This is a genomic window from Methylomonas sp. 11b, from assembly GCF_000515215.1.
Taxonomy (GTDB): domain Bacteria; phylum Pseudomonadota; class Gammaproteobacteria; order Methylococcales; family Methylomonadaceae; genus Methylomonas.
Genome location: NZ_KI911557.1, coordinates 3,862,224 through 3,888,162, shown reverse-complemented (window position 1 = coordinate 3,888,162; position 25,939 = coordinate 3,862,224). Strand labels below are relative to the sequence as shown.

The following is a 25,939-nucleotide window of genomic DNA, read 5'->3' as shown; positions in this document are numbered from 1 at the left end:
TCTCGACGGTCGGGTTTTGGCCGATAGCCACGTAAGTCTGCCAGCAATACATTGATCGATCACATGCAATTCCGGGACGGTTGGACAGTGCCGGGCCTGATTTTCTAAGGGATAAGGCTTCTCCCCTCAACCACAGGCCTTGAAGCCTCGCGCTAGTCGCATTTTGCTATTCGCTAAAGTTTCGCTCGCTTGGACGCAAACCAAAACGCGTTGCCGCAGGGCTTTGCAGGCTTGCGGGCAAGGTAAAAAGCTTTACTGCGATAGCACAAAGACCGCATGCGCGAGCTTAAATGGGAGTGTCCCAAATTTTGTGTAAACGGTAGTTTGGTTTAATGGCTAGGGAAGCGATCTTCGAACTGAATACTAAACCGATTCAAAGCGGCTTTCCAATCGTAGACGGGCATGGTCCAATTTTGGCTGATATTGCGCAACGCCAAATAGAGCAGTTTGGACAAGGCGTCATCACTGGGGAAGACCGCGCGGTTTTTCATGATTTTTCTCAGACTTCGATTCACCGATTCGATGGTATTGGTGGTGTAGATCACCTTGCGAATCTCGGGCGGATAGTCAAAAAAAGGGATGATGTGCCCCCAGTTTCGTCGCCAGATGGGGGCGATCGTGGGATAGGTCTCCAGCCAGTTGGCCTCGAATTCGGTCAGCTTTTGCTCGGCTTCCCTCGCCGTTGCGGCTCGATAAATCTGCTTGAGGTCGTCGGCAACCGACTGGCGCCTTTTGTAGCTGACATAGTTGAGGCTATGACGGACCAAGTGGACAATACACAGTTGAACGGCCGCTTTGGGAAACACGGTTTCGATAGCCTCCGGAAATCCCTTCAGACCATCGACACAGGCGATAAAGATGTCGTTGACGCCACGGTTCTTGAGCTCGGTGACCACTTGCAACCAAAATTTGGCGCCTTCGCTTTGGGCAATCCACAGCCCCAGCACTTCTTTGTGGCCGTCCAGATTGACACCGATGGCCAGATAGACGGCCTTGACCCGCACGCTGCCACTATCGCGCACTTTGGTATGCAGACAGTCGAGGTACACAATCGGGTAAATCGGATCCAGCGGGCGGCTTTGCCAGACGCCCACCTCTTCGAGTACCGCGTCGGTCACCGAGGAAATCAAGGTGGGGGATACCTCGGTGCCGTAAAGCTCGAATAAATGGGCTTGGATTTCCCGTACCGTCAGTCCTCGGGCATATAACGAAATGATCTTATCGTCGAAACCGGTCCAGCGCCGTTGATGCTTAGGAATGATCTGCGGTTCGAATTCGCCATGACGGTCGCGGGGAATCTCGATAGGCAAGTCGCCGAAGTCACCTTTCAGCGTTTTCCGGCTTTTGCCGTTTCGGGCATTGCTGCTGGCGTTGGTCACCGCCTCATGCTTACCGTGGCCCAAGTGCGCGGTCATTTCCGCTTCCAGGGCCCGTTCGACTATCGCTTTGGTCAACTGCTTCAGCAGACCATTGGCACCGATCAGGTCCTCGGGTTTTTGATAGTGCGACATCAAGGCGTCGAGTAGGTCATCCGGTATGGCTTTTGATGATACGGTCATGGTTTCCTCCTTGTCAGGATCGGTAGTTTCCTACCTCAGGGCCGTTTACACAAAAATTCTTACACCCTCTCAAGCTAGTGAACGCGACGATTTGTCCATTCGCCAAATCGAATTGGACGGATCATTCAGCTTCGCCGCGCGTTTGCATTTCGTAACATATCGAATAGGTTTTCTGGCTAAGGTAGTACGCGCAGCTCTTCGAGAACGCCAGGATGCAGACATTGATACCGGTTGAGGATTACCAAATGCACTCATATGTCGATGTTACTCATGCCCCAATCATATTTTCAATTAGCGGCCCGCTCTATCCAACGCCAGATTCAATTTCAAGACGTTGACTCTAGGTTCGCCAAACACCAGCCATTGCCGCCCTTCGGTGTGAGCATCAACAAGTGCCTGTAGCTTCGCTGTATCGATTTTGCGGACCTTGGCGATACGTTTAATCTGGTATTCCGCTGCGGCGATGCTGATGTGTGGATCGAGGCCGCTGCCGGAGGCGGTAATCAAATCCACCGGCACCGGCGCTTTATTGTCAGGATCGGCCTCTTTCAAGGCTTGAATACGGGCCGCGACGGCGTCGGTCAACGCCGGATTGGTCGGCCCCAGGTTGGAGCCGCTGGAGGCAGCGGCGTTGTAACTGTAGGGCCCGGTCGCCGACGGGCGGCTCCAGAAGTATTTCGGCCCGCTAAAGGTTTGGCCGATCAGTTCCGAACCAATCAGTTGGCCTTTGTCATCCTGGATCAAACTGCCGTTAGCTTGATCGTTAAACAGCATTTGGGCCAAGACCGTGACCAGGGCCGGATAAGCGGCGCCGGTGACCAGGGTCAAGAGGAATAACATCATCGCTGCGGGTTTTAAATAGGTAAACATATTCGTTCCTTACACCAAATTCATAGCAACCAAGACTAAATCAATCGCCTTGATACCGATAAACGGCACAATCAAGCCGCCGACGCCATAGACCAGCAAGTTGTTTTGCAGGAGCTTTTCCGCGCCGACGGGTTGATATTTGATACCTTTCAAAGCCAATGGAATCAGGGCGATGATGATCAATGCATTGAAAATCACCGCCGACAGGATGGCGCTGGCCGGCGTCGCCAAGCCCATCACGTTCAATACATTCAAGACCGGATAGGTGGTGGCGAAGGCCGCCGGAATGATCGCAAAATATTTGGCGACGTCGTTGGCAATACTAAACGTGGTTAATGCGCCACGGGTCATCAGCATTTGTTTGCCGGTTTCGACGATTTCGATCAGCTTAGTCGGATTGGAATCCAGATCGACCATGTTGCCGGCTTCCTTGGCGGCCTGGGTGCCGCTGTTCATCGCTACCGCGACGTCGGCCTGCGCCAAAGCCGGGGCGTCGTTGGTGCCGTCGCCGGTCATCGCCACCAGACGGCCATCGGCTTGGTGCTGGCGAATCAGGCTGAGTTTGGCTTCCGGCGTAGCTTCGGCCAGGAAGTCATCGACACCGGCTTCGGCGGCGATGGCGGCAGCGGTCAAACGGTTGTCGCCGGTGATCATGATGGTCTTGATGCCCATCTGCCGTAGTTCGATGAAGCGCTCCTTGATGCCCCCCTTGACGATGTCTTTCAGTTCGATCACACCTAAGGCTTTTATACCGTCCGCCACCACTAACGGCGTACTGCCGCGCCGAGCTACGTCGTCGACCAGCGTTTTCAATTCCGGCGGAAATTTGCCGCCTTGATCTTCGATATGTTGTCTTATCGAGTCAGCCGCACCCTTACGGATTTGCCGGCAAGGCTCGCCGATTTTGCATTCCTCTCCGGGTAAATTGACGCCGCTCATCCGGGTTTGGGCGCTGAAATGCACGAAAGTGGCCCCTAAGGAGTGAATATCGCGTTCGCGAATGCCGTATTTTTGCTTGGCCAAGATCACCACGCTACGGCCTTCCGGGGTTTCGTCGGCCATCGAAGCCAATTGTGCGGCGTCAGCCAATTCGGCTTCCTTGACGCCTTTGACGGGAAAGAAACCCGATGCTTGGCGGTTACCCAAGGTGATGGTACCGGTTTTGTCCAGCAGCAGTACATCGACGTCGCCGGCCGCTTCCACGGCCCGGCCAGAGGTTGCGATGACATTTTTCTGCATCATCCGGCCGATACCGGCCACGCCAATGGCAGACAATAAACCGCCGATGGTGGTTGGAATCAAACACACCAATAAAGCCACCAACACCGTGACGCTGATCGGGTTGCCGGTACCAGCGGTTTGCACGCTATACAAGGAAAACGGCAGCAAGGTGACGGTCGCCATCAAAAACACCAGTGTTAACGCCACTAACAAAATGGTCAAAGCAATCTCATTGGGGGTTTTTTGCCTTTTGGCGCTTTCCACCATACCTATCATGCGGTCGAGGAAGGTCTCGCCGGGATTGGTGGTGATGCTCACCACCAGCCAATCGGACAGCACCCTGGTGCCGCCGGTCACCGAACTGAAGTCGCCGCCGGATTCGCGGATCACCGGCGCGCTTTCGCCGGTAATGGCGCTTTCGTCGACCGAGGCCACGCCTTCGATGACTTCACCGTCGCCGGGCACAAAGTCTCCGGCTTCGATCAGCACTACATCCCCTTTGCGAAGACTGGAGCCTTCGACTTTACTGTAATTGCTACCGTATTTCGGTTCATCAAGCTTTTTGGCAGCGATGTCGCGTTTGGCGCTACGCAGGAACGCGGCTTGAGCCTTGCTGCGGCCTTCCGCCACCGCTTCGGCGAAATTGGCGAACAATACCGTGAACCACAGCCACAGCGTGATGCTGAGGATAAAACCGGCGGATTCTTCGCTTTCACCCGTCAGCGCCTGCAACCACAATACCGTGGTGAGCAAACTGCCGAGATAGACTACGAACATGACCGGGTTTTTCCATTGCTGCTTGGGCGTGAGTTTGGCAAAAGCGTCTATGAACGCTTGTTGCAAAATTTGCGGATCCATTAAGGATGTTGAAACGGGCTTGCTAGTCATAGGGTTACCTGTCCTGAAATTATTGATGACCGATCATTTGCAAATGCTCGACGATAGGCCCCAAGGCCAATGCCGGGACGAAGGTCAGTGCGCCGACCATCAACACAGTGATGATCAATAAAACGGCAAACAATGGGGTATGAGTCGGCAGCGTACCGGGACCAACCGGCACAGTCTTTTTGGCCGCCAGAGAGCCGGCAATCGCCAATACCGGAATCATCAACCAATAGCGAGAGAACAGCATCGCCAGACCCAGCATGAAGTTGTAGAACGGTACGTTGGCTGACAGACCGCCGAAGGCACTGCCGTTGTTATTGCCCGCCGAGGAGTAGGCGTACAACACTTCGCTGAAACCATGGGCGCCGGGGTTGAAGATGGACGCTTTGCCGGCGTCCATCACCAGTGTCACTGCGGTACCGCCCAATACCATCAAAGGGGGTATCAGAATAATGATGGCGGCCATTTTCATCTCATAGGCTTCGATCTTTTTACCCAGGTACTCCGGGGTGCGGCCTATCATCAAGCCGGCGATAAACACCGCGACGATGGCAAATACGATCATGCCGTACAGGCCTGAACCGACGCCGCCAAAGATCACTTCACCCAATTGCATCAGCCACATGGGTACCATGCCACCGATTGGCGTGTATGAATCATGCATGGAGTTGACCGAACCGTTCGAGGCAGCGGTGGTCGCCACCGCCCATAACCCGGAGTTGACGATGCCGAAGCGCGCTTCTTTGCCCTCCATATTGCCGCCGGGCTGCTGTGCCGATACAGTTTGATCAACACCCAAGGCAGTTAACGCCGGGTTGCCGCTTTGCTCGGCCGGTACAGTGACAAAGATCAAGGCGACTAACACCAGCGTCATGGCACCCAATATCGTCCAGCCCTGGCGAGTGTCTCCCACCATCAGCCCGAAGGTGTAGCACAGCGCAGCCGGAATCAGCAGAATAGCCAGCATTTCCAGAAAATTGGAAAGCGGTGTGGGATTTTCATACGGATGGGCGGAGTTGACGTTGAAGAAACCGCCACCATTGGTACCCAATTGTTTAATCGCGATTTGCGATGCAGCAGGTCCCAATGCCAGGGTTTGTTGTTGCGTTTGCAACGTTTCAGTCACCGGCTTGCCCTCGGCATCCAGCAATGCCTTACCGTCAGCATCCAGTTTCGGCGCCGAGTAGCTGACTGTTTCTTGCAAATTAACCGTTTGGTAGGGATTAAACGTTTGCACCACGCCTTGTCCGACCAATACCAGCGCCAACACCAACGACAACGGTAGCAGGATGTATAAAGTACTGCGCGTCATATCCACCCAGAAGTTACCGATGCTGTTACTGTTACGGCGCACGAAGCCACGAATCAGAGCCACCAGTACCGCCATGCCGCTGGCGGCGGAAACGAAGTTTTGTACCGACAAACCCAGCATCTGGGTCAGATAACTCATCGTGGCTTCGCCGCTGTAGCCTTGCCAGTTGGTGTTGGTGGCGAAGCTGACGGCAGTGTTAAACGATGAGTCCGGCGTCACGGCCGGCAGCGTTTGGGGGTTTAGCGGCAACACGTCTTGGAAACGTTGTAAGCAATAAACCGCCAACAAACCAAACAGATTGAACGCCAGCATCGCCAGCGCATATTGGGTCCAACGCATCTCCTGATCCGGCTTGACGCCACTGAGGCGATAGAACAGTCGCTCAATACCGGCGAACCAACGGTTCAATCCCACCGACTCGTCTTGATAAACCCGCGCCATATAAGTGCCCAAAGGCTTGGCCAGCGCCACCAGGGCGATGACGTAAATAGCAATCTGTAAAAAACCTTGACCAGTCATCAGAATTTCTCCGGATAAAACAACGCGACCAGTAAATAGACGAACACAGCAAGAGTCAGTCCTCCGCTCAAAAGATAAATCCAGCTCATGATTGCCCCCTTAATGCTTCGCAACCAGCGATCAATAACGCCGTCGCGACAAAGAACGCCGCTGTTAACAGCAAATACACCATGTCCATCTACATGACCTCTTGAAAAAATGAAAAAACTCAATCTTGCAATCGTCCCTGATCACCAGTTAAACAATGTACAGATTGATCGATAAAAAAGTCGTAAAAATATCCATGCCCGATATAAAGGAAATATAAAAATAAAAGTAGCCGAAACCGTGGACAGATTTTCAGGACAAAAAAAAACCCTTCATCTAGGAAAAGGGGCAGAGGTCAATCCGCAGTGTTGCTGCTGACCGACAAGCAGGAGCCAACATGAAATCAGGAACCTGAAACGTGTGTTCCAGTTGAAAAGTAGTTTGTGATCAAACCAGACCACCATCAATAACCTGTGAATTGTTGTGATGTTTACGTGATCATCCCCAACGCTGTCACGCCCTAACTGCTGCCATGAATAGCAAAAAAACGATATTCACTCGCAAGACCTATTTTTGAAAGTTAATAAGGCGCTCTGCTAAGTGATCTGGTCCCGCCTATTAAAATAGCCTTCAATGAACTGATTACGAGAAAGCTTGCTGCGGCAATGCTGTTACAAAATGGCATTACCTAAGGGTTAAGGATGTTGAGCATGACTAGACGTCAAGCGCGGAGCGATGAACCGAAATCGAGGTTACTGGAGATGCTAGCCAGACAAAACAGCATGGTAGAAACAATGAATTCGTCGGACATAAACACAAACATACCCGCTGTAAAGGTAATGCCGGTAAAAATGTCTCTGTATAAATTGTTCGATTTGTTCATTTTGCCCCCTAAAGGACCACCGCCGTCGATAATAGAACACAATGTTCATCGATAGCAGTTAGTAAAATATAAAACGTATCCCTTCACCGATTTAAGCAATTGTCCTTAATTGCATGTTGCTTAATTTACAGAAAGACGAATAAAAAGATCGTAAAAATCAGTAGCTTGCTTATAAAGAGAATGTAAAATTTGATTGGCTGCTGTGTTCTTTGCCTACCAATGCCAATAAAACCGTTCGCCTAGTTCGCGTGTACCCGATTGAAATTTAGGGCATGAATTTTTGGACTTCGACTCTTGGGTTGTTGGCAGAGTCGCAGAGCATATGGTCCTGGCGAGAGTGAAATAGAGTCTTGAGTATGCCGAAATGGCCGATCCGAGGCATTCAAAATCTAGCTGCCTTTGTATCGGAGTGGGTGACGGGTTTTATCGCAACCGGTATCAACAAGCGAAAAATCACTCGTTACCGAGTTTCTTGACAATTTGTGGCTTAAAACAAAGATGGAGGAGAAGTAGACTTTGGCAGCGGTTAATCAACCAAAAGCCCGCCAGCAATGTTGTTAACGCCACTTCGGGTAGGTAATCGGTATTATATGGCTCGGGTAGCCAGGCTTCGGCCAGGCCCACACCAACCAGCATAAAAATCAACGGCACCAGGTAGAGTAGCAACGATGTGAGCAGCAGTTGACCATCGTCTATCGCCACCATCACATGATCGCCGGCTTGCAATGTTAAATCGCAATCGACTGGAAACTCGCGTTTGGGGAGGACTTTTGCCAGCGTGGCCGTGCCGCAGGACTGATGTTGCGCACAGCCGCTGCAAGCACTGGTTTGCAGACTTTTAATCCAAGTGCGACCATCGCTAACGCGGGTAACGACGGCCGCTTCTTCGATCATGGCTCGCCTATCAAGCCCAGGCGGAGGAAATCGAATCCAGCCAAGCGCTGAGCCTGCCTTCGCTCAGTTCTTTCTGGTTATCTTCGTCCAAGGCCAAACCGACGAATTGGTCGCCCAACAGCGCTTTGGACTTTTTAAAGGTGTAACCTTCGCTGCTGGTCATGCCGACGATGGTCGCGCCGGCGTCGGCAAAGGCGTCATATAAAAAGCCCAAGGCATCGACGAAATTGCCGGGATAACCTTCCTGGTCGCCCAAACCGTAAATAGCCACGGTTTTGCCGGAGAAATCGGCGCCAGCCAGCGTTGGTAAAAACTCTTCCCAGCTCTCGTTATCGTGTCCGGCGCTCATGCCCGGTAATTCGCCTTCACCGTACGTGGGCGAACCGACGATCAATACATCATAGGCCAATAAATCGTCCACGGAGGCTTTGTTGATATTGACCGGTTTGTCGGCTGCATCGCCCAACTTCGTAGCAATGGTTTTGGCCACTTTACGCGTGTTGCCGGTATCGGTTCCGAAAAAAATGCCTACTTTTGCCATAGTGTTGTCTCCTTGTTAACTAGATCAGATTTGAATTTGCAGTAAGCCCGGATTGGCCGCCGGCTGGAGCGCGGCCCAAGCTTCAGGCGTATGAGTCTTCAGAGTGACGGCATGCAAACGGCCGGAAGCCAGCGGCACGCTCAGAGTCGCCATAACGCCTTGATGTTGTTTGATCATAGGTTGATCGGCGAACAATTCGCTGACCACGGTGATGTTTAAGTCGCAACCCGCACCTTCGATGCCGATGGTCGCTCCCGGATAAGAAGCCAGAATCAAGGCTTCCACTTCGGAATGGGTAATGGTTTGACTGGCGTCCGCATTCTCGGCGGGCTGAACCGTCGCTTGCAGCAACGGCAACAGGGTTCCGTCCTTATACATGGACTCGACGATGTCGGCGCCGCCGACCAATTCGCCTTTGATGAACACTTGCGGAAAGGTCGGCCATTTGGAAATGGACGGCAGTTTTTCGCGGATGAACGGCGATTGCAAGACGTTGACATAAGCGTAAGGAATCTTGGTTTCATTCAAGATGCCGACAGTCTTCGCGGAAAAACCGCATTCCGGAGCGCTAGGCACGCCTTTCATATAAATAATCACCGGATTTTCGGCAAGTTGTTGCAAGATTTTTTCTTTAACGCTCATAGTAGGTTTCTCGATTAACTAAAACTTTTCAATGCAACGGCTGGGCTTCAGCTTGCGCAGCCCGGCCGCCAAAATTATTCCCCGCCCGATAAGCGTTTCAAATCATCACCGTCAGTAGGTTTGTCGCGCGGCACCACTTCAATTTCCGCTTCACCGCGTATCACCTCGGCATTCACGATGCAGCGCTCGACGTCGGGCCTGGAGGGTAAATCGAACATGGTGCGGCGCAAAACGTGCTCCATGATGCCGCGTAGGCCTCTGGCGCCGGTGTTGCGGGCGATGGCTTTTTCGGCGATTTCCGCCAACGCATCCTGGGTGAACTCCAGCTCGACATCGTCGAAGGCAAACAGATGTTGGTATTGTTTGACCAAGGCGTTTTTCGGTTCGGTCAAGACTTGAATCAAGGCGTCCACGTCCAACGGCTCCAACGGTGCCAGTACCGGGAAGCGGCCGATAAATTCCGGGATCAAGCCAAAGCGTTTCAAATCGTCGGGCTGCGTGGCGTTTAACATCGCTTCCAGCGTCGGTTTGTCGTCGGGATTGCTGACTTCGGCATGGAAACCGATAGCGGTTTTCGGCGGCAACAAACGTTTTTCGACATGCTTTTCCAAGCCCGGAAACGCCCCACCGGCAATAAACAATATATTGCTGGTGTCGATCATCACCGAGTCGTTACCGCTGTGATCCTTACGCCGCCCCTTGGCGGAGACTTTAACTTGCGAGCCTTCCACCAGTCGCAACAAGGCTTGCTGCACGCCCTCGCCGGAGACGTCGCGCGTACCGAAGGCTTGCTCCGGGCTGCGGGCAATCTTGTCTACTTCATCGATGTAAACCATGCCCCACTCAGCTCTGCTGATCTGGCCGTCGGCCACGTCCAGCAAGCGCACCAGGATATTTTCGACGTCGTCGCCGACGTAACCGGCCTGAGTCAAGGTCGTCGCATCAGCAACGGCAAACGGTACGCCGACGATTTTTGCCAGCGTACTGGCCAGCAAAGTTTTGCCGGTTCCGGAAGGGCCTATCATCAAGATATTGGATTTACCGATTTCCACACTGTCATCGGACTCGCCCAGACCGCCGGCTTTACGGCTGACGTTTTTCAGGCGTTTGTAATGGTTATACACCGCTACCGACAAAATTTCCTTAGCCAAATCCTGACCGATCACATACTGGTCGAGCATGGCTTTCATTTCCGCCGGCTTGGGCAATGGCCCTTGCATATCGGCCAATTCTTTTTTCTTGCCCCAGCTGGATACCACCTGGCTGGCCAACATCACGCAAGCTTCGCAGATGTAGCCTTCCGTGCCGGCGATCATCGGCACGGCCGCCGACGCTTCGATACCGCAAAACGAACAATGTTTGGGTTCTTTTACCATGTTAGGCACTCCTGTTAACTGCGGGCAGACTGGCCAGCCACGTGCGCTGGCAATTTCTGCGGTAACGATCCTGCATGATCTGCTGAATCTTCGGTGTCGCTTTTTTTAAGGACATGGTTTCAGCGTGGATGATTTTCATGCAATGAATGACATGAAAGCCCATCTCGGTTTCCACCACATCGCTGATGGCGTCTTCTTTCAAACTAAACAATACCGCATCCAGTTCCGGAAACAAGGTGCCTTTGGCTACCGTACCCACTTCACCGCCCTGCACCGCCGTCGGACATTCCGAATATTTCAGCGCCAGATCGGCAAATTTATGCGGCTTGCGTTTCAAGGTGCCGACAATCTCGTTAATTCGCCGCCAGGCGGCCTCGCGGGTGTTATCCGGGTAATCCGGATTGATACTGATCAAAATATGTCTGGCCTGACGTGTCTCAGGTTTGTGGAATTTTTCCGGGTGCGAGTGGTAGAAAATGCCGATTTCCACCTCGTTGACCTTGGGCGCGCGGGCGGCCACTCTATCCATCACCGCATCGACTTTGCACTGCCGATACAAAGCCGCTTTGAGTTTATCAATATCTAAATCGTTGGCGCTCAATGCCGTTAAAAATGCCTCTTCGTCTTCGAAGCGGCCGCGCACTTCCTTATAGGCTCTATCCAGTTCGGTGTCGGAAATCACCACGCCAGTCGCTTCCGCCGAATTCAATACCCGGCCTTCGATTTCGTATTCGTTTTTGGCTTGCACTTCCACCTGGCGCAATTGCAGTTGCTCCAACTCGGCCGGTGCCTTCTGGAACAGGCTCAAGGCGGCGCGCAACAGGGTGTAAGGCTCTATCGACGTCTGGCTCATCATTATGCCTCCGGTTCTTTAAACGTAGCCGGGTCCGCCGGCTCCAGCACGCTCTCGGGTACCTGCATGGTTTTACCCGGAAAACGCACGTGGTAGAGCATTGGATCGCTGTCCCGCAATACTTTCAGGATTTCACCTTGGGTGCCGGCGGGGTAACTGCCCTCTTGGGTGGGGATGTCTATCGTGCACACCACCTGGTCGCGGAACTCGAAACGGCTTGGGTTCCAGGGCGCATCGGCCGGGATCAATTCTTCGGCCCGGCAGCCTACCATGCGTCCCGCATCCAAAAAATGCACGGTGTAGATCACTTGATCTTGCAAGAAAGTGCCCACTTCAATCACGTTGCCGACACTACCCCGGCGCAGCAAAAAGTCGCCGACATCCATGCCAGGATACGTGCCATCGTTGCGGACGTTACGTGTCAGCCTAACACGCTCGCCGAATTCGAAGCGCTCTTCATCGTAACGTTCGTCTATCATGTTTTAATATCCCCTAGGGAAACAAACACGGTTTGCGGCTCCATCATCTTAAAGACCTTAAATACTTTTTCGGTCTGTGCGTCGGAGTCCACGAAGTCGCTGTAAGCCCGATGCAACAGCTTTTTGTAGACTTCCCGTTGCGCATCTTCGTCTTCCGGCATGTTCTCGCCGGCTTGACTCAGATAATTGTGGAAGCGCTGCAGGATATGTAGCCGGTTGACGTGGACGACGGTAGTATCGTATTCCAGCTCGAAATACCGCAGAAAATCTTCCGCGGCTTCCAGCTCTTCCATATCTTCTTCTAAACTCATCGTCATTACCTCATCATCAGGTGATCAAGATTGGCAGGTTGTTCTCCCAATGCGTACACCACTAATAAAACCACCAGCATCACAGCTGTTTGGGCCAAAAATGGATCGGATTTTTGTTTCTTCATCATGGCGATCACCTTTAGGTTAATTGCGCGGAACAACAAACATCACTTATCGTTTGCATCTGATTAGCGGGCGATGCCTACCCGAAAACTTCCGGCATCCGGAAAATGCCTTCTGCCGCTTCTTGACGACGCACGACTAACTCCAGCAAGCCGCGTGCACCGATCCGGTCTTTGTCATCCAATGACACCAATTTTTCAAAAATCGCCTTGCTCAGTTCCAGGTTTTCCAAGCGCATATTCAAAAAGCCGATGGATTTCAAGGTGAACAAATACAGCCTGATCCGGGTCAGCAAGTCTTTCGGCGCTTCGCTGATATGCGCTCTTTCCAATTGCCGCCAATCTTCCGGGAAATCGATGCCGGGCCGTATCAGCTCCAACGCTCTCTCGGAAATCAACAAAGCTTCGGTCAAGCGATGCTGGTAGTAATAAAATCGATTTAGCGACACCAGCACATTCAAGGATTCCGGCGCCCGCAAATAGGCTTGTAATAGCGGCAGTTCCGCTTCGCCGCTGGCGTAGAGTTCGGAAGCGTATTGGATTAAGTCCTCCACTTCCTGGCTGTCCGCCTTCTCGTAGTACAGATCCTTGGCGTCGAATTGCAACAGATCCATTTCCATCACTTGCCACCCGCCGCCTGCTTCAGGACCACCACTTCTTCGCCGTGGCAGACACCTTCCGCTTCGCAGCTGCCGCAGGTTTCTTCCGCTACCACAAAGCGTTTTTGATTGTTTTCCAATTCGTCCAAACGGTCCACCAAGCAACTCAGCGCTTTGCCGACCGGGTCCGGCACCAAATGGTGGTCCAGATCGATACCGCGTGGATCCTGAATTTTTATTCCTTTTTGCTGGATAATCCGGCCGGGAATGCCGATGACGGTGCAGCATGGCGGCACGTCTTTAATCACCACCGAGTTGGCGCCGACCCGGACGTTATCACCCAGATTGATCGCACCGAGGATCTTGGCACCGGCACCGATCAACACATTGTTGCCTAGCGTCGGATGGCGTTTTTCCTTGTTCCAGGTGGTGCCGCCCAGCGTCACGCCGTGATACATCGTCACGTCGTTACCGATCTCGGCGGTTTCGCCGATCACCACTCCGGCGCCGTGATCGATAAAAAAGCGTTTACCTATCGTCGCACCCGGATGAATATCGACGTTGGTCAGCCAGCGGGCAAAAGCTGCCAATAAGCGTGCAGTCAATTTCCAATCGGCATGCCACAAGCGATTAGTCACCCGATGCAGCAACACGGCATGCACGCCGGGGTAAGCCAGTAACACTTCCGGTAAACCGCGCGCTGCCGGGTCCCGGGCAAACACGCAAGCCACATCGTCGCGCCAGTCTTGCCAGAGTCCGGATGCAACGCTGGGACGCGACGGCGAGAAGAACATCATTTTGCCAAGCTCCAGGTGGTTTTACCGGGCATAGGCACGCCGGGCACCCGGAAGAACGAACCGGGGTAACGGTCATCCGGCAGTTCGTGCTGCGCCACAGTTTGCTGCGGTACGTCCACTTTTGCGGTGCTGGGCACGGCTGGTTTTTGACGATTGCTACTCATCTGACACCTCACTATAGGCTGTGTAAAAATTGATTCAAATCGGTCGATTGCGGTGCGCGTTTGTGCAAACTGACAAACTCGCGAATCAGCGGCAGCAGGCGGCCGGCCTGCCAGCGGTTAATTTGGATGCCTAGTTGTTTGTAGGCGTGCATCACGCCTTGACTACCGGAATGTTTACCCAGCACCAACTGGTGGCTACGGCCGACCAAGGCAGGGTCCACGCCTTGATAATTGTTAGGATCTTTTAGCAAGCCATCAACGTGGATACCGGCTTCGTGGCTGAACACATCGCGGCCGATCAAACTTTTGCGGCTGCCTATCGTATCGCCGGAAGCGGTCGCCACCTGACGGGACAGGCCGGGAAAATTGCGCAAATCCACACCGGTTTCAAAGCCGTAAAGCTGTTTCAAGCCCACCACCACTTCTTCTAAAGCGGCATTACCGGCCCGTTCTCCTAAGCCGTTGACGGTGGTATTGACGTGGGTAGCGCCGGCGAATGCCGCGGCCAGGGTGTTGGCGGTTGCCAGCCCCAGATCATCATGGGCGTGCATTTCAATGTCCATATCGGTGACGGCGCGCAGTTTGCGTATCGCTTCGAAGACGCCGAACGGCTCCATGATGCCGACCGTGTCGGCGAAGCGGATCCGGTACGCACCGGCTGCTTGCGCCGCTTCGGCCATCAACGCCAGAAAATCGCTGTCGGCGCGGGAAGCATCCTCGGCGCCCACACATACCTGCATACCGGCATCAACCGCAGTTTTCACACAGCGTTCGATGGTGGCCAGCACCCAGGCCCGGCTTTGTTTGAGTTTGTGTTGAATGTGTTGGTCGGAAGCGGAAATGGACAGATCGATACTGGTCACGCCCAAACCCAGACAATGCTGCAAATCGTCATCGCGCATTCTGGACCACACCAATAAATTGCTGGGCAGTTTTAACGCGGCGATGGCTTTGATTTCGTCCCGTTCCTGTGCGCCCATGGCCGGAATTCCAATCTCCAATTCAGGCACACCCAACGCGGACAACTGTGCGGCAATCGCTAACTTTTCCGCCAGCGAGAACACCACGCCAGCCGACTGCTCGCCATCGCGGAGCGTGGTGTCGTCGATGATGATGTTGGAGTTGCTTTTCATGGTTAAACCTTGAGTCGCAAAGTTAAAGATTAGAAAACCGGAGCGTGAATAACGCCTTCGATAGGATTGATGCAAAAGACTTGCCAACTGAAAAAGCTTGAAGAATTATGGCTTGAGCGAAGGTATTGGCAGGATGTCGACAAGACAAGCTCGGAAGAGCAAGACGAATTGTCGCAAACACGACAATTTATCATCGTGACTGCAAACGAGGCTGTGAACGTATAAAATTTCGGCACCACCGGCAAACTGTTGGCAGTTGCCGAGAACGTCCCTCCTGAGTTAGGCTGATAGAGTCTCAATTCGGTTGCGTTGATTGAGACCGCTCCCGATGCCTCGATCCGCACTATTCCGCCGGCATCCGGCTCTTGCCGCCGCATGACGACGATATGCGCTTCGGCAATACTGTTGTTTATTTATGAACGCTTTCATTTCACCGATTGACAGATCACTACTGGAGACAAACATGACAAAAAAGCCCTATTCAATTGCACTATTTTTCGCATCGCTCCTGGCAAGCAGCCAAGTTGGTGCGACACCTTTTTCAAATTTATTCGTATTCGGCGACAGCCTCTCCGACAGCGGATCTAGCGCTTCCTCGGTACTGAGCGCCTATAACCTGGGCGGAAAATGCGATTCTGACCACCCCTGCCCGCCTTATTACCAGGGCCGCATCAGCAACGGTCCGACAGCCGCGGAATATATAGCCAACTCAGCGCTTTCGGGTGGAGGTAATGCCGGCAATTTTTTTAATTTCGCGGTAGCCGGCTCAACGACGGGGATAGGCAATGAGGGCGATGGCGGCAGCCAAACCAGCCAAGGCTCATTACTTGCCCCAGGCATGGCACAACAATTCGGTTTGTTTTCAGCGCAATTCACTGCGGCGGTAACTCCGGATTCGCTATTTTTTGTCTGGGGTGGGGCCAACGACTTTTTGACGGGTAACTCCGCGACAGCAGCAGCGGCAAATATTGCCAACTATGTCGGCGCGCTAATCGGCTATGGCGCACAACATATCGTGGTGCCGAATTTGCCGGACTTGAGCATCACCCCGTTCGCGCAATCTCTGCCGTCAAACGTGTTAATGGCAGCACAGAATTATTCATTGACATTCAACCAGGAACTAACCAACCGACTCGACGCACTGTCCTTGTTGTCGCCCAATACTCAAATTGTGGAATTCGATGCGTATAATTTTTTTACCGCTGTGATCCAAAATCCAACCGCTTACGGCTTTACCAACAGCACGGAAGCTTGTGTCAGCTTGCCTGACGTTTGTTCCGATCCGGCCAGCCGGGTATTTTGGGACGATTTCCATCCAACTACGCAAGTGCATGCACTTTTTGCCGGCGCAGTAGTCAGCCAAGTGCCGCTGCCTGGATCCATCGTATTCTTGGTTAGTGGACTGATGGGATTACTTTTCGCCAAACGCCGTCCGGCTTAAGTCATTGCTCGGTGAAAGCGGCGAGTGCCTCGGCTGTTTTCACCTGCTTTGCCGCTGTTGGATTCGGGCCGGTGTCACCCGGCTGCTTGAACGGTGTTCGACTTGGTTGACAGCGAAGCGCGCTACGTGCGCTTAAAAATCAACTCTTATTACGAAGCCTATCGGGTTTCGGAAATTGGCGAGATTGCCTTTGATGTAGCCGCACCCGCGGCCGTACCGATTCCAACTGGCATTTGGTTGTTTGTTTCCGGGTTTGCCGGCTGGGTCGTTAGCCTTAAAAAGGCTGGCCAGGGCCTTACCCGAAAAACCAGAAGGGTTTGAGCGAACTGCTCCTGCAAAATGCAGAAAAGGCGGTTGCTCAACCGCCTTTTTTGGGTCCTGAGATAAGCCGACAATCATTGAGCATCAATGCAACTAACAACTCCGAAACATCGCAATCTGCTAAAGCCTCGGGGCAAACTAGGACTGGGCTAACGATTTAAGCCAAGGTGTTGGCTTACAGCGTTCAACTTTCGGCTTCACAAACCGATTTGAATTCTGCTATGCCGGCGGCCAACCTTGAACGCAGAAAATTCAGTTGTCTTTGCAATTCATCCTCGGCGTCACCAACATTCTTGAAAACCTGGACGACTTTTTGATCATTCAACAACGTCGAATAGTGGACATCAACAAACTCAAGCACTTCCGCGTTGAATTCGGTGATGGAACTCAATGCGGCTTCCATCTTGGACAATACCGCGTGTAAATCAGCAAGCGTCTCAGCCATAACAATCCTCAGTCAAAATTATTGGTTACAACACCGGCTTCAGCCGCGTTGATTCAAAACTCAAAACCAAACTGGCCGGATTGCGCCTGGCATGATTTATCACCAGAGCAAACCCGACCAATTGATGCGCTCAATCAAGCATAAGTCGGCTGGAAGGCCTGTTCCGGATCAGCAACCGGTTCGTTGTTGATGCTGTCCCAATAAGGCGACAGTTTCCGCAAAGTGGCGACAATGCTTGGCATCACTTTCAGGACTTCGTCGACTTCGTTCATAGTGTTATAGCGCGAGAAGGAAAAGCGGATAGTACCGTGCGCGGCGGTGTAAGGAATGTCCATCGCCCGCATCACGTGCGAAGGCTCCAGAGAACCCGAGGTACACGCCGAACCGCTGGAAGCCGCGATACCCGCTTTGTTCAACAGCATCAAAATCGCTTCGCCCTCGATATACTCGAACGCAATGTCAGTGGTATTGGGCAAGCGGTTGTTCAAATCGCCGGTGATAAAGCAGTGCGGCACGGCGGCAATGATACCTTGCTCCAGGCGGTCGCGCATGGCTTTGACCTGCACGTTTTCGTATTCCATGTGCTCCAGCGCCAGTTCGCAGGCTTTACCCAAGCCGACAATCGACGCGGTATTTTCAGTACCGGCCCGACGACCGCGCTCTTGATGACCTCCGCGTAATAACGGACGAAAACGGGTACCGCGGCGCAGATACAACACACCTATACCTTTGGGTGCATGCAATTTGTGGCCGGAAATCGACAACATATCGATCTTGGTGTCTTGCAACATCATCGGAATCTTGCCGACCGCCTGCACCGCATCGGTATGGAACATCACGCCGGCCGCATTGGCCATTTCAGCCATTTCCACCACCGGAAAGATGGTGCCGGTTTCGTTGTTCGCCCACATCACCGACACAATCGCCACTTCGTCGGATAACAGGTTTTTGTAAGCTTCCAGATTCAAGCGGCCGCATTTGTCCACCGGCATGCGATGTATCGTGTAGCCCTCTTTCTCCAGGTTTTCGCACAAAGCCAAAATAGCCGGATGTTCCACCGAGGTGGTGATGATTTCCTTACGATTGGGCTGGGCCTTGATCGCCGACAAGATTGCCGTCGAATCGGATTCCGTGCCGCAGGATGTGAAAATAATCTCCGAATCGTGCTCGGCACCAATCAACTCTTGCACTTGCGAGCGCGCCTTCTTGATGGCTTTAGCCACGCCGTCGGCGAAGCGATGGATAGACGATGGATTACCAAAGTACTCGGTAAAATAAGGGATCATCACATCGACTACCGCGCTGTCCACCTTGGTGGTCGCGTTGTTATCCAGATAAATATCAGGCATGACTGGCCTCCTCAATCGTGACCAGTTTCGGCATTTGCGAGGCCGGCACGACCTTAATGAATTCGCCCATCACTTCCATCAAACGTTGCTGAATGCCGGCAATGGTCATGGCAGACATTTGGCAACCGTTGCAAGCGCCGGTCATATTCACGTAAGCGGTTTTGTCGACCACTTCCACTAATTCCACGTCGCCGCCGTCGGCCATCAATTGCGGACGGAAGGACATGATCACTTCTTCGATTTTCTTGATGCGTTGCAGGTTGGTCAGCGGGCCTTTGGCAACCACAGGCTCGGGTTTGGCGACCGGCGCCGCATTCGGGTCGAAAGTCTCGCCGCGCTCTTTCAGAACTTTTTCCAGGATTGCTTCGATGTCTTCGTGGCAGGCCGCGCAACCTCCGCCGGCTTTGGTGTAGTTGGTCACGTCTTCAACAGTACGCAACTTGTTAGCCCAGACCATTTCTTCGATCATCACCGCATCGATGGCAAAGCATTTGCAAACCAGGGCGCCTTCTTCATGATCGTCTTTCCACTCTTCGCCGCGATAGTTAGCAACAGCCGCTTGCAAGGCTTCCCGGCCCATGACTGAACAGTGCATTTTTTCCGGTGGCAGGCCGTCCAATTCGGCGGCGATGTCTTGGTTGGTGACTTTTAAGGCTTCGTCTAAAGTCAGGCCTTTGATGATTTCGGTCAGCACTGAAGAAGACGCAATCGCCGAGCCACAACCGAAGGTTTGAAAACCGGCATCTTCGATCACTTCAGTGTCGTCGTTGACCTTCAAGGTCAAACGCAAAGCGTCGCCGCAACTGATGGAACCCACTTCGCCAATGGCATTAGCACCCGCAACCGCGCCGGCATTTTTTGGGTTGAAGAAGTGATCTTTTACTTTATCTGAATAATCCCACATAGCTATTTCCTCGAATTCTTAAGAACAGGTTTTTGGTGTACCGCCGGCGTCTCCGGTGGTAAACGATGATCCGCAGGCACAGCTTTTAACCGCGTTGGGATTGGTAAATTTGAAGCCAGAACCTTCCAGGCTATCGACGAAATCGATAGACATGCCATCCAGGCTGGGCAGGCTCAACGGGTCTACAAACACTTTGACGGCGCCACAATCGATAACGGTGTCATCTTGATTTTCTTTCGCTTCCAGTTTCATGCCGTAAGACAACCCGGAACAACCGCCATCGGTCACTTCGATGCGCAGCCCACCGGTCGGCTTGTCGGAACTGCTGATAAAACGGCCCACGGCTTGAATGGCGCTTTCGGTTAATGTAATCATCTTTAAGTCTCCTGAACGGGTTTGGCATTGATTTTGTAAACAGATAAAGCAACCAGCATGCCATACGCGAAAATTTCGGCTAAGCCGCTGAAATTGCTCACTCGCCGGCAGATGGCCAACCTTAATCGGCACGCCGTTTCACAACAAACCGAGAGCGTTTGTCGGCTTTACTACAAAACTCTCACAGGAGCACAGCATGAACGTAGAAGATTTGGATTTGGGCGACGTGGTGTACGCCGCGCATACGATTGTTGACGATGGCAGTATGCCGGACAGCGAAGAAGGCGAAGTGCTGGCGCAGGAAGGCGCCCGCGGCGTGATCGTGATGAAAGGACATGTCGAGGAAGATCCTGGACTCACGGTTTTTTTAGTCCGCTTCGAAGACCAGGATCTAAATCTGGGCCGGCCGATTGGGTGCTGGACCGAGGACTTGGTCGTTCCGGAAAAAGAGTTAGTTACCCATTAACCCGATTCCGCCCAGCATTAGACAGGTGGTTTAGCCGCCGAGCGTCTCGTCCCGTCGAAGTATTGGCGATTGCCCTGGGCCAAGTGGCGACTGGCTTTGTAACATTCCTACGCTCTCGCGTGGGAATGCCGTGCCCGGCCCACCAATGTCCCGCCGCGCAGCCTTCCAACAAGCGTCAGGAATCGCCGCAATCAAAGGTTTGCATGCGCCGAGGCATGGCGTGTGCTTGAATGAATATACACCCAGCTTAATTAAGGCCAACCCATGCCAACTCCTTCCGAGTCCGTCATCCAATACCACAACCGCACCAAACATCAATTAAATGCCTACGCCAAAGGCCCGGAATCGTTGGATTGGGACGACCAACCCAATCCGTTTCGGCGTTTTAGCGGCTGCGAAGCGGTGAAACTGCCGCCGCCTGGCGCCGAGCTAAGTTGTTTGTTCGCTGACTTGGACAAACCGGAACGGATAGAGCCGCAGTCTTTAAACCTGGCCAATCTGGGTCTGTTATTAGAACTGTCTTTAGGTTTGTCGGCATGGAAGCAATTCGGACCGGACCGCTGGGCCTTGCGCTGCAATCCCTCCAGTGGCAACTTACATCCGACCGAGGCCTATTTGCTTTGCACCGACCCGGACTTATTGCAGCCCGGCGCATATCACTATGTCAGTCACGATCATCATCTGGAACGCCGCAGCCGATTTACGGCCGATACGGCGACAAAGGAAGTTTATATAGGTCTGTCATCCGTCCACTGGCGGGAAGCTTGGAAATACGGCGAACGGGCCTTTCGCTATTGCCAACATGATATAGGCCACGCTTTGGCAGCGTTAAGTTACGCCGCCGCTTGCTTGGGTTGGTCGATAGAGTTGCTCGGCGAGACTGCCGATGCTGACATCGCCGCTTGGTTGGGGCTGGATCGCAGCGACGATTTTGTCGCTACCGAACATGAGGCGCCGGATTTATTCTGTCGGCTGCACACAAGCCAAACCGCCGATGGCACGCTCTCCACTGCAGATTTGCCGGCGCTTGCCCAAAGCGCCGAATGGTTCGGGAAAGCCGAACGTTTAAGCGGCCGGCATTTTTACCGCTGGCCGATTATCGACGAAGTCTCCGCGCAGGCTATAAAGCCCGCCACCACTGCGGAACGAGTAACGCTGCCGAGCCTGGATCTGCCCCCGCCCAGCCTCAATCTCCCTGCCAGCCGTCTGATTCGCCAACGCCGCAGTGCGCAGCATTTCAACGGCAAATCGCTGGATCTACCGCTGGCCGACTTTCATCGCATGCTGGCTGCGCTAATGCCAAATTCAAAACCACCCTTTACGGCCTGGAACTGGCCGGCGCAAATCAATATCGTCTTATTCGTGCATCGGGTAGCGGGTCTGGAGCCGGGCCTGTATTTACTACCGCGTACCACGGATGCGGCGACGGAATTAAAACAGGCTTGTTCCGCCGACTTTGAATGGCAATCAGTCGAAGCGCCGTTCGAATTTTATCGACTGACGGCCGGCAACATCAGGCAAGCTGCGAAAACCCTGTCCTGCCACCAACCCATCGCCAGCGACAGCGCATTTAACTTAGGCATGTTGGCGCGCTTTTCAGAGAATGTGGAAGCCGAAGCTTGGCGCTATCGCCGGCTATTTTGGGAAAGCGGCTTGCTGGGACAGATTTTGTACCTGGAAGCGGAAGCCGCGGGCGTGCGCGGCACCGGCATCGGCTGCTTCTTTGATGATGCAGTGCATGGCGTGTTGGGTTTAAAGGATAACGACTGGCAAAGTCTGTATCACTTTACTATCGGCGAACCGCTGGATGACAGTCGTTTGCAAACGTTTCCGGCCTACGCGCATTTGAGCCAATAGGTCGCGAACGCCCGATTAGCTTGGGTTTGGCGAGCGGGCGAGCCGCGTTGAAATATTTACGAAACAATCCCGCCAACAATGTTTAAAATCATGACTTTATCCCTGCCAACATATGAAGGCCCGCCATGAGTTTTAAATCCAACGTGATCCGCTTTATCATCAAATTAACGCCCAACGCCCTGATCATTTGGGGCGCGAACATCATCATGAAAGGTATCGCGGAGTTAACCCAATTTAATTTCGATCTCGATGCCCGTAAGGTTTATGTGCAGACCCGGCTTTACGGCGAGGAGCACACCATAGAAGTCACGCTGGAAGACTTTGCGGTATTCAACGACGGCGAGTCCTATCGTTTTATTATTCACCGCGCCAATTCCGACCGGCTTTGGCTGAACAACATCCTGGCCAAATTCACCGGCAAAGCCTGGAAAATTCCAACCCTGCCGCTATTTGCCGCGCAACTAGAACTGGTTGCCGAAGTATTTAGCGCCAAGCCGGTGGTATTGGAACAAATTGATTGATCCGGGCCGCGCCAAGCGCTTATTTGCCGATACAAAAGCTGGAAAAAATTTCGCCTAAGAGATCATCCGAGGTAAATTCGCCGGTGATGGCGGATAAGCTGGTTTGCGCCTGGCGCAGTTCTTCGGCAACCAGTTCGTGGGCTTGATGCTGCAATTGCTCGGCGGCGCGGTCGACGGCCTGCGCCGCCAGTTGCAGGGCTTGGATGTGGCGCGTTCTAGCGACAAACACGTTATCCGCGCTTTCGGTAAAGCCCATGCTTTGCTTCAGGTGTTGGCGCAGTAAATCCAGTCCCAATCGGTGTTTGATGGACAGATGAATTTCCGCGCCGTGCGGTGTTTCCAAGGCCTGGGGCTGGCCGCCGACCAAATCGATTTTATTGAACACTTTGGTGACCGCTATATTGGCCGGCAGACTGGCGTCCAGGCTGGCGCCATCCGGGTCGGTGCTGTCTATCAAGAGTAAAATTCGGTCGGCCTTGGCAATTTCCTGGCGGGCGCGGCGGATGCCTTCCTGCTCGACCGGGTTGTCGCTGTCGTGCAAGCCTGCGGTATCGATGATATGCAAAGGCATGCCATCCAGTTGAATACGTTCGCGCAGCACGTCACGCGTGGTGCCGGCAATATCGGTCACGATGGCCGCATCATGACCGGCCAGGGCGTTCAATAAACTGGATTTGCCGGCATTGGGTTTGCCGGCCAGCACCACGGTCATGCCGTCATGTAACAGCCTGCCCTGCTGAGCGGTTTTACAGATTTCGGCAAGTTTACTTTGCAAGCGCGCTATGCGCCCGGCTACCACGCCATCACCAAGAAAGTCGATTTCTTCATCGACAAAATCAATGGCCGCTTCGATAAACACCCGCAGTTCGATCAGTTCATCTATCAATTCGTTAATCTGTTCGGAAAACACGCCTTGCATAGATTGCTGCGCAGAGCGCACGGCTTGCTCGGTGCCGCTGCTGATCAGGTCGGCTATGGCTTCGGCTTGAGCCAAATCGATTTTGTTATTCAGAAAAGCCCGCTGACTGAATTCGCCGGGATTCGCCAGTCGCGCGCCCAGGGCCAATACTCGCCGCAGCAGCATATCCAACACCACGCTGCCGCCGTGGCCTTGCAGTTCTACAACCTGTTCACCGGTAAACGAAGCCGGCGCGGCAAAATACAACAGCAATCCGCTGTCGATCACCCGGCCATCGGCATCGAGGAAATTGGCATATTGTGCGTAGCGAGGTTTGGGAAGATTTTTGCCGGTGAGGCTTTGCACGATTCCGGGCGCGGACGGCCCGGAGATGCGAATGACGCCGACGCCGCCGTTACCGGGCGGCGTGGCAATGGCGGCTATGGTGTCGCCGTCACGCATGCGTTTTAGTGGGCGTGATTGTCTTCGGCCAGCACGTGTTTGGTGATGTACCACTGTTGAATGATCGACAAGCTGTTGTTGCAGATCCAGTACAGTACCAAACCGGATGGGAAGAACAGGAAGAACACGGTGAAAACGATAGGGAACATTTTCATCACCTGGGCTTGCAGCGGATCGATAGGTGCCGGATTCAAGCTTTGCTGAATCTTCATGGTGATGCCGTACAGGATCGGCAACAGATAGAATGGGTCTTGCGCGGACAAGTCATGTATCCACAAGGCAAACTCGGCCTGACGCAATTCCACCGTTTCGATCAATACCCAATACAGGGAAATGAACACCGGAATCTGCACCATGATCGGCAAACAGCCGCCGAGCGGATTCACTTTTTCCTTTTTGTACATCGCCATCATTTCGGTGTTGAACTTCTGGCGGTCGTCGGGATAACGCTCTTGCAGCTCTTTCAAGCGCGGCTGGATTTTGCGCATTTTTGCCATGGACTGGAAGCTGGCTTTCGACAGCTTAAAGAACAGCAATTTGATACACAGAGTCACACCCAAAATTGCCACACCCCAGTTTTCCACGTAACCGTAGATTTGGTTCAGCAGCCAGTAGATAGGCTTGGCTACCACGGTCAACCAACTGTAATCGACTGTCAATTCCAGACCTGGGGCAATGGCTTCCATGACCGGCTGAATTTTGGGACCAACAAACAATTGCGATTTAAGCACCGCTTCGCCATTGGCGGGCACGCTGACATCCGGCGAATAGGAACCGATGACATAACGGGCATCGTTCAGGGCTTTGGTGTAAAAATGGTTTTCCTGATCCGCAGGCGGAATCCAGGCAGCGGCGAAGTAATGCTGGATAAACGCACTCCAACCGCCTTGGCTAACGACGTTTAAGGTGTCGTCTGCCATGTCTTCGTATTTAACTTTTTTGTACTTGTCTTTCTCGGTGTAAACCACGCCACCGGAGTAAGTTCTGATGAAGTTGTTATTGCTTTTATCGCTGTGCTCGACCCGCAACAGTTGGTCGTACTGTTTGCCGACCCAAGGGTTGGCGGTTTGGTTGGCGACTTTTTGCTCGACTTGCACCAAATAGCTGCCGCGTTTGAACGTAAAGGTTTTGGTGACTTTCAAACCTTGTTGATTAGTCCACGTTAGCGGGATGCTGATTTGCTCTTGACCGTCTGCCAACTCATAGGACGTTTGCTCGGCAGTGAACACCGCGTGATGATCGGGAGCAGCAGCGGAATTCTGACTGGCGACTAGACCGGTTTGCGCCAAAAACATTTTTTCCGGACTGCTATCGAACAGCCGAATCGGCGATAAATCTTTCGCCGGCGCTTGCATACCTATCAAGGCATAAGCCGCGCTGACTGCGGAATTTTCTTTCTCGTGCGGATATTGCAACAAATCCAGGTTGCGTAAGGTACCGCCTTCGGTATCGATTTCCAGTGCAAACACATCGGTTTTGACTTTGACGACTTTGTCGGCGGCAACTTGCGCAGCAGCAGCCTGACCGGCAGTTTGTTGTGTACCTGGCTGGGCGGGATCCGCATTAGCCACAGTCCCGGCATCGCCGGCTACAATGGGCTTGTCGGAGATGATGGCCTGCGGCTTGGGACCGTAATCAATCTGCCATGACTCCCACAACATGTAGGAGATCATCAACATCGCCATGACAAGTACAAATCTTATGTTATCCATT

29 protein-coding genes are annotated in these 25,939 nt (G+C 53.1%); 5 read left to right on the top strand and 24 right to left on the bottom strand.

The window, feature by feature from the left end; genetic code table 11:
• Positions 1–329 precede the first annotated feature (329 nt).
• The 18 genes from METH11B_RS0118715 to nifV all read right to left on the bottom strand — a co-directional run bounded on the left by METH11B_RS0118715 (position 330) and on the right by nifV (position 15,187).
• Entirely contained in the window at positions 330–1,559 is a 1,230-nt protein-coding gene (locus tag METH11B_RS0118715; RefSeq protein WP_026600850.1) for an IS256 family transposase, read from the bottom strand.
• A 291-nt stretch (positions 1,560–1,850) separates the two neighbouring features.
• On the bottom strand, positions 1,851–2,429 hold the full coding sequence (kdpC, locus tag METH11B_RS0118710; protein WP_026603326.1) for a potassium-transporting ATPase subunit KdpC: 579 nt from the start codon (positions 2,427–2,429) through the stop codon (positions 1,851–1,853).
• A gap of 9 nt (positions 2,430–2,438) precedes the next feature.
• On the bottom strand, positions 2,439–4,538 hold the full coding sequence (kdpB, locus tag METH11B_RS0118705) for a potassium-transporting ATPase subunit KdpB (RefSeq protein ID WP_036276180.1): 2,100 nt from the start codon (positions 4,536–4,538) through the stop codon (positions 2,439–2,441).
• A gap of 19 nt (positions 4,539–4,557) precedes the next feature.
• A complete protein-coding gene (gene kdpA / locus METH11B_RS0118700; RefSeq protein ID WP_026603324.1) occupies positions 4,558–6,366 on the bottom strand; it encodes a potassium-transporting ATPase subunit KdpA in 1,809 nt (602 codons plus the stop codon).
• The gene (locus tag METH11B_RS28760; protein ID WP_081607927.1) at positions 6,366–6,455 is read right to left on the bottom strand and encodes a potassium-transporting ATPase subunit F; all 90 of its coding nucleotides are present in this window, start codon (positions 6,453–6,455) and stop codon (positions 6,366–6,368) included. The genes kdpA and METH11B_RS28760 overlap by 1 nt, the downstream gene beginning before the upstream one ends.
• A gap of 659 nt (positions 6,456–7,114) precedes the next feature.
• Positions 7,115–7,276, bottom strand: a complete 162-nt coding sequence (locus METH11B_RS29545; protein WP_197026976.1) for a hypothetical protein — start codon at positions 7,274–7,276, stop codon at positions 7,115–7,117.
• Between the two features lie 453 nt (positions 7,277–7,729).
• A complete protein-coding gene (locus METH11B_RS0118690) occupies positions 7,730–8,170 on the bottom strand; it encodes a SoxR reducing system RseC family protein (protein WP_026603323.1) in 441 nt (146 codons plus the stop codon).
• A gap of 10 nt (positions 8,171–8,180) precedes the next feature.
• A complete protein-coding gene (locus tag METH11B_RS0118685) occupies positions 8,181–8,711 on the bottom strand; it encodes a flavodoxin (protein ID WP_020483339.1) in 531 nt (176 codons plus the stop codon).
• A gap of 24 nt (positions 8,712–8,735) precedes the next feature.
• Positions 8,736–9,353 carry a Grx4 family monothiol glutaredoxin gene (gene grxD, locus METH11B_RS0118680; protein WP_026603322.1) on the bottom strand — a complete coding sequence of 206 codons (618 nt, stop codon included), beginning with the start codon at positions 9,351–9,353 and terminating at the stop codon, positions 8,736–8,738.
• Positions 9,354–9,427: 74 nt separating this feature from the next.
• The gene (gene clpX, locus METH11B_RS0118675) at positions 9,428–10,729 is read right to left on the bottom strand and encodes an ATP-dependent Clp protease ATP-binding subunit ClpX (protein ID WP_020483341.1); all 1,302 of its coding nucleotides are present in this window, start codon (positions 10,727–10,729) and stop codon (positions 9,428–9,430) included.
• 1 nt (position 10,730) lies between these two features.
• Positions 10,731–11,585, bottom strand: a complete 855-nt coding sequence (nifM, locus tag METH11B_RS0118670; RefSeq protein ID WP_026603321.1) for a nitrogen fixation protein NifM — start codon at positions 11,583–11,585, stop codon at positions 10,731–10,733.
• Entirely contained in the window at positions 11,585–12,061 is a 477-nt protein-coding gene (locus METH11B_RS0118665; protein WP_020483343.1) for a nitrogen fixation protein NifZ, read from the bottom strand. The genes nifM and METH11B_RS0118665 overlap by 1 nt, the downstream gene beginning before the upstream one ends.
• Positions 12,058–12,372, bottom strand: coding sequence for a nitrogenase-stabilizing/protective protein NifW (gene nifW / locus METH11B_RS0118660; protein WP_026146992.1), 315 nt, complete (start codon positions 12,370–12,372; stop codon positions 12,058–12,060). Before nifW ends, METH11B_RS0118665 begins: the two co-directional genes overlap by 4 nt.
• A gap of 5 nt (positions 12,373–12,377) precedes the next feature.
• Positions 12,378–12,500 carry a hypothetical protein gene (locus tag METH11B_RS30015; RefSeq protein ID WP_256438917.1) on the bottom strand — a complete coding sequence of 41 codons (123 nt, stop codon included), beginning with the start codon at positions 12,498–12,500 and terminating at the stop codon, positions 12,378–12,380.
• Between the two features lie 74 nt (positions 12,501–12,574).
• Positions 12,575–13,108, bottom strand: coding sequence for a hypothetical protein (locus tag METH11B_RS0118650; protein ID WP_051427074.1), 534 nt, complete (start codon positions 13,106–13,108; stop codon positions 12,575–12,577).
• A 5-nt stretch (positions 13,109–13,113) separates the two neighbouring features.
• Positions 13,114–13,887 (bottom strand): serine O-acetyltransferase, encoded by a 774-nt coding sequence (cysE, locus tag METH11B_RS0118645; RefSeq protein WP_026603319.1) that lies wholly within the window; start codon positions 13,885–13,887, stop codon positions 13,114–13,116.
• Positions 13,887–14,054, bottom strand: a complete 168-nt coding sequence (locus METH11B_RS29540; RefSeq protein ID WP_192393148.1) for a hypothetical protein — start codon at positions 14,052–14,054, stop codon at positions 13,887–13,889. Before METH11B_RS29540 ends, cysE begins: the two co-directional genes overlap by 1 nt.
• An 11-nt stretch (positions 14,055–14,065) precedes the next feature.
• Positions 14,066–15,187, bottom strand: coding sequence for a homocitrate synthase (nifV, locus tag METH11B_RS0118635; protein ID WP_026603318.1), 1,122 nt, complete (start codon positions 15,185–15,187; stop codon positions 14,066–14,068).
• 463 nt (positions 15,188–15,650) lie between these two features.
• On the opposite strand from nifV, the gene METH11B_RS0118625 reads away from it, so the two are divergent.
• Both METH11B_RS0118625 and METH11B_RS0118620 read left to right on the top strand, forming a co-directional pair.
• Complete coding sequence (locus tag METH11B_RS0118625) at positions 15,651–16,628, top strand: SGNH/GDSL hydrolase family protein (protein WP_026603317.1); 978 nt, start codon at positions 15,651–15,653, stop codon at positions 16,626–16,628.
• Between the two features lie 93 nt (positions 16,629–16,721).
• The gene (locus METH11B_RS0118620) at positions 16,722–16,949 is read left to right on the top strand and encodes a hypothetical protein (protein ID WP_026603316.1); all 228 of its coding nucleotides are present in this window, start codon (positions 16,722–16,724) and stop codon (positions 16,947–16,949) included.
• Positions 16,950–17,133: 184 nt separating this feature from the next.
• On the opposite strand, the gene METH11B_RS0118615 is transcribed toward METH11B_RS0118620, so the two are convergent.
• The 4 genes from METH11B_RS0118615 to METH11B_RS0118600 form a co-directional block, all read right to left on the bottom strand.
• Positions 17,134–17,394 (bottom strand): hypothetical protein, encoded by a 261-nt coding sequence (locus METH11B_RS0118615; protein WP_026603315.1) that lies wholly within the window; start codon positions 17,392–17,394, stop codon positions 17,134–17,136.
• Positions 17,395–17,528: 134 nt separating this feature from the next.
• Positions 17,529–18,743 carry a cysteine desulfurase NifS gene (nifS, locus tag METH11B_RS0118610; RefSeq protein WP_026603314.1) on the bottom strand — a complete coding sequence of 405 codons (1,215 nt, stop codon included), beginning with the start codon at positions 18,741–18,743 and terminating at the stop codon, positions 17,529–17,531.
• Complete coding sequence (gene nifU, locus METH11B_RS0118605) at positions 18,736–19,647, bottom strand: Fe-S cluster assembly protein NifU (protein WP_020483356.1); 912 nt, start codon at positions 19,645–19,647, stop codon at positions 18,736–18,738. The genes nifS and nifU overlap by 8 nt, the downstream gene beginning before the upstream one ends.
• Positions 19,648–19,665: 18 nt before the next feature.
• The gene (locus METH11B_RS0118600; protein WP_020483357.1) at positions 19,666–20,022 is read right to left on the bottom strand and encodes a HesB/IscA family protein; all 357 of its coding nucleotides are present in this window, start codon (positions 20,020–20,022) and stop codon (positions 19,666–19,668) included.
• A 196-nt stretch (positions 20,023–20,218) separates the two neighbouring features.
• Between METH11B_RS0118600 and METH11B_RS0118590 the strand changes: the two genes are divergently transcribed.
• The 3 genes from METH11B_RS0118590 (at position 20,219) to METH11B_RS0118580 (ending at position 22,866) form a co-directional block, all read left to right on the top strand.
• Positions 20,219–20,488 carry a nitrogen fixation protein NifZ gene (locus tag METH11B_RS0118590; RefSeq protein WP_026603313.1) on the top strand — a complete coding sequence of 90 codons (270 nt, stop codon included), beginning with the start codon at positions 20,219–20,221 and terminating at the stop codon, positions 20,486–20,488.
• A gap of 264 nt (positions 20,489–20,752) precedes the next feature.
• A complete protein-coding gene (locus METH11B_RS0118585) occupies positions 20,753–22,345 on the top strand; it encodes a SagB/ThcOx family dehydrogenase (protein WP_026603312.1) in 1,593 nt (530 codons plus the stop codon).
• 125 nt (positions 22,346–22,470) lie between these two features.
• Positions 22,471–22,866 (top strand): hypothetical protein, encoded by a 396-nt coding sequence (locus METH11B_RS0118580; protein WP_020483361.1) that lies wholly within the window; start codon positions 22,471–22,473, stop codon positions 22,864–22,866.
• A 19-nt stretch (positions 22,867–22,885) separates the two neighbouring features.
• Here the strand turns inward: METH11B_RS0118580 and mnmE are convergent, their stop codons facing one another.
• Both mnmE and yidC read right to left on the bottom strand, forming a co-directional pair.
• A complete protein-coding gene (gene mnmE, locus METH11B_RS0118575; RefSeq protein ID WP_026603311.1) occupies positions 22,886–24,226 on the bottom strand; it encodes a tRNA uridine-5-carboxymethylaminomethyl(34) synthesis GTPase MnmE in 1,341 nt (446 codons plus the stop codon).
• 5 nt (positions 24,227–24,231) lie between these two features.
• Entirely contained in the window at positions 24,232–25,938 is a 1,707-nt protein-coding gene (yidC, locus tag METH11B_RS0118570; RefSeq protein ID WP_036276173.1) for a membrane protein insertase YidC, read from the bottom strand.
• Position 25,939: the final 1 nt, after the last annotated feature.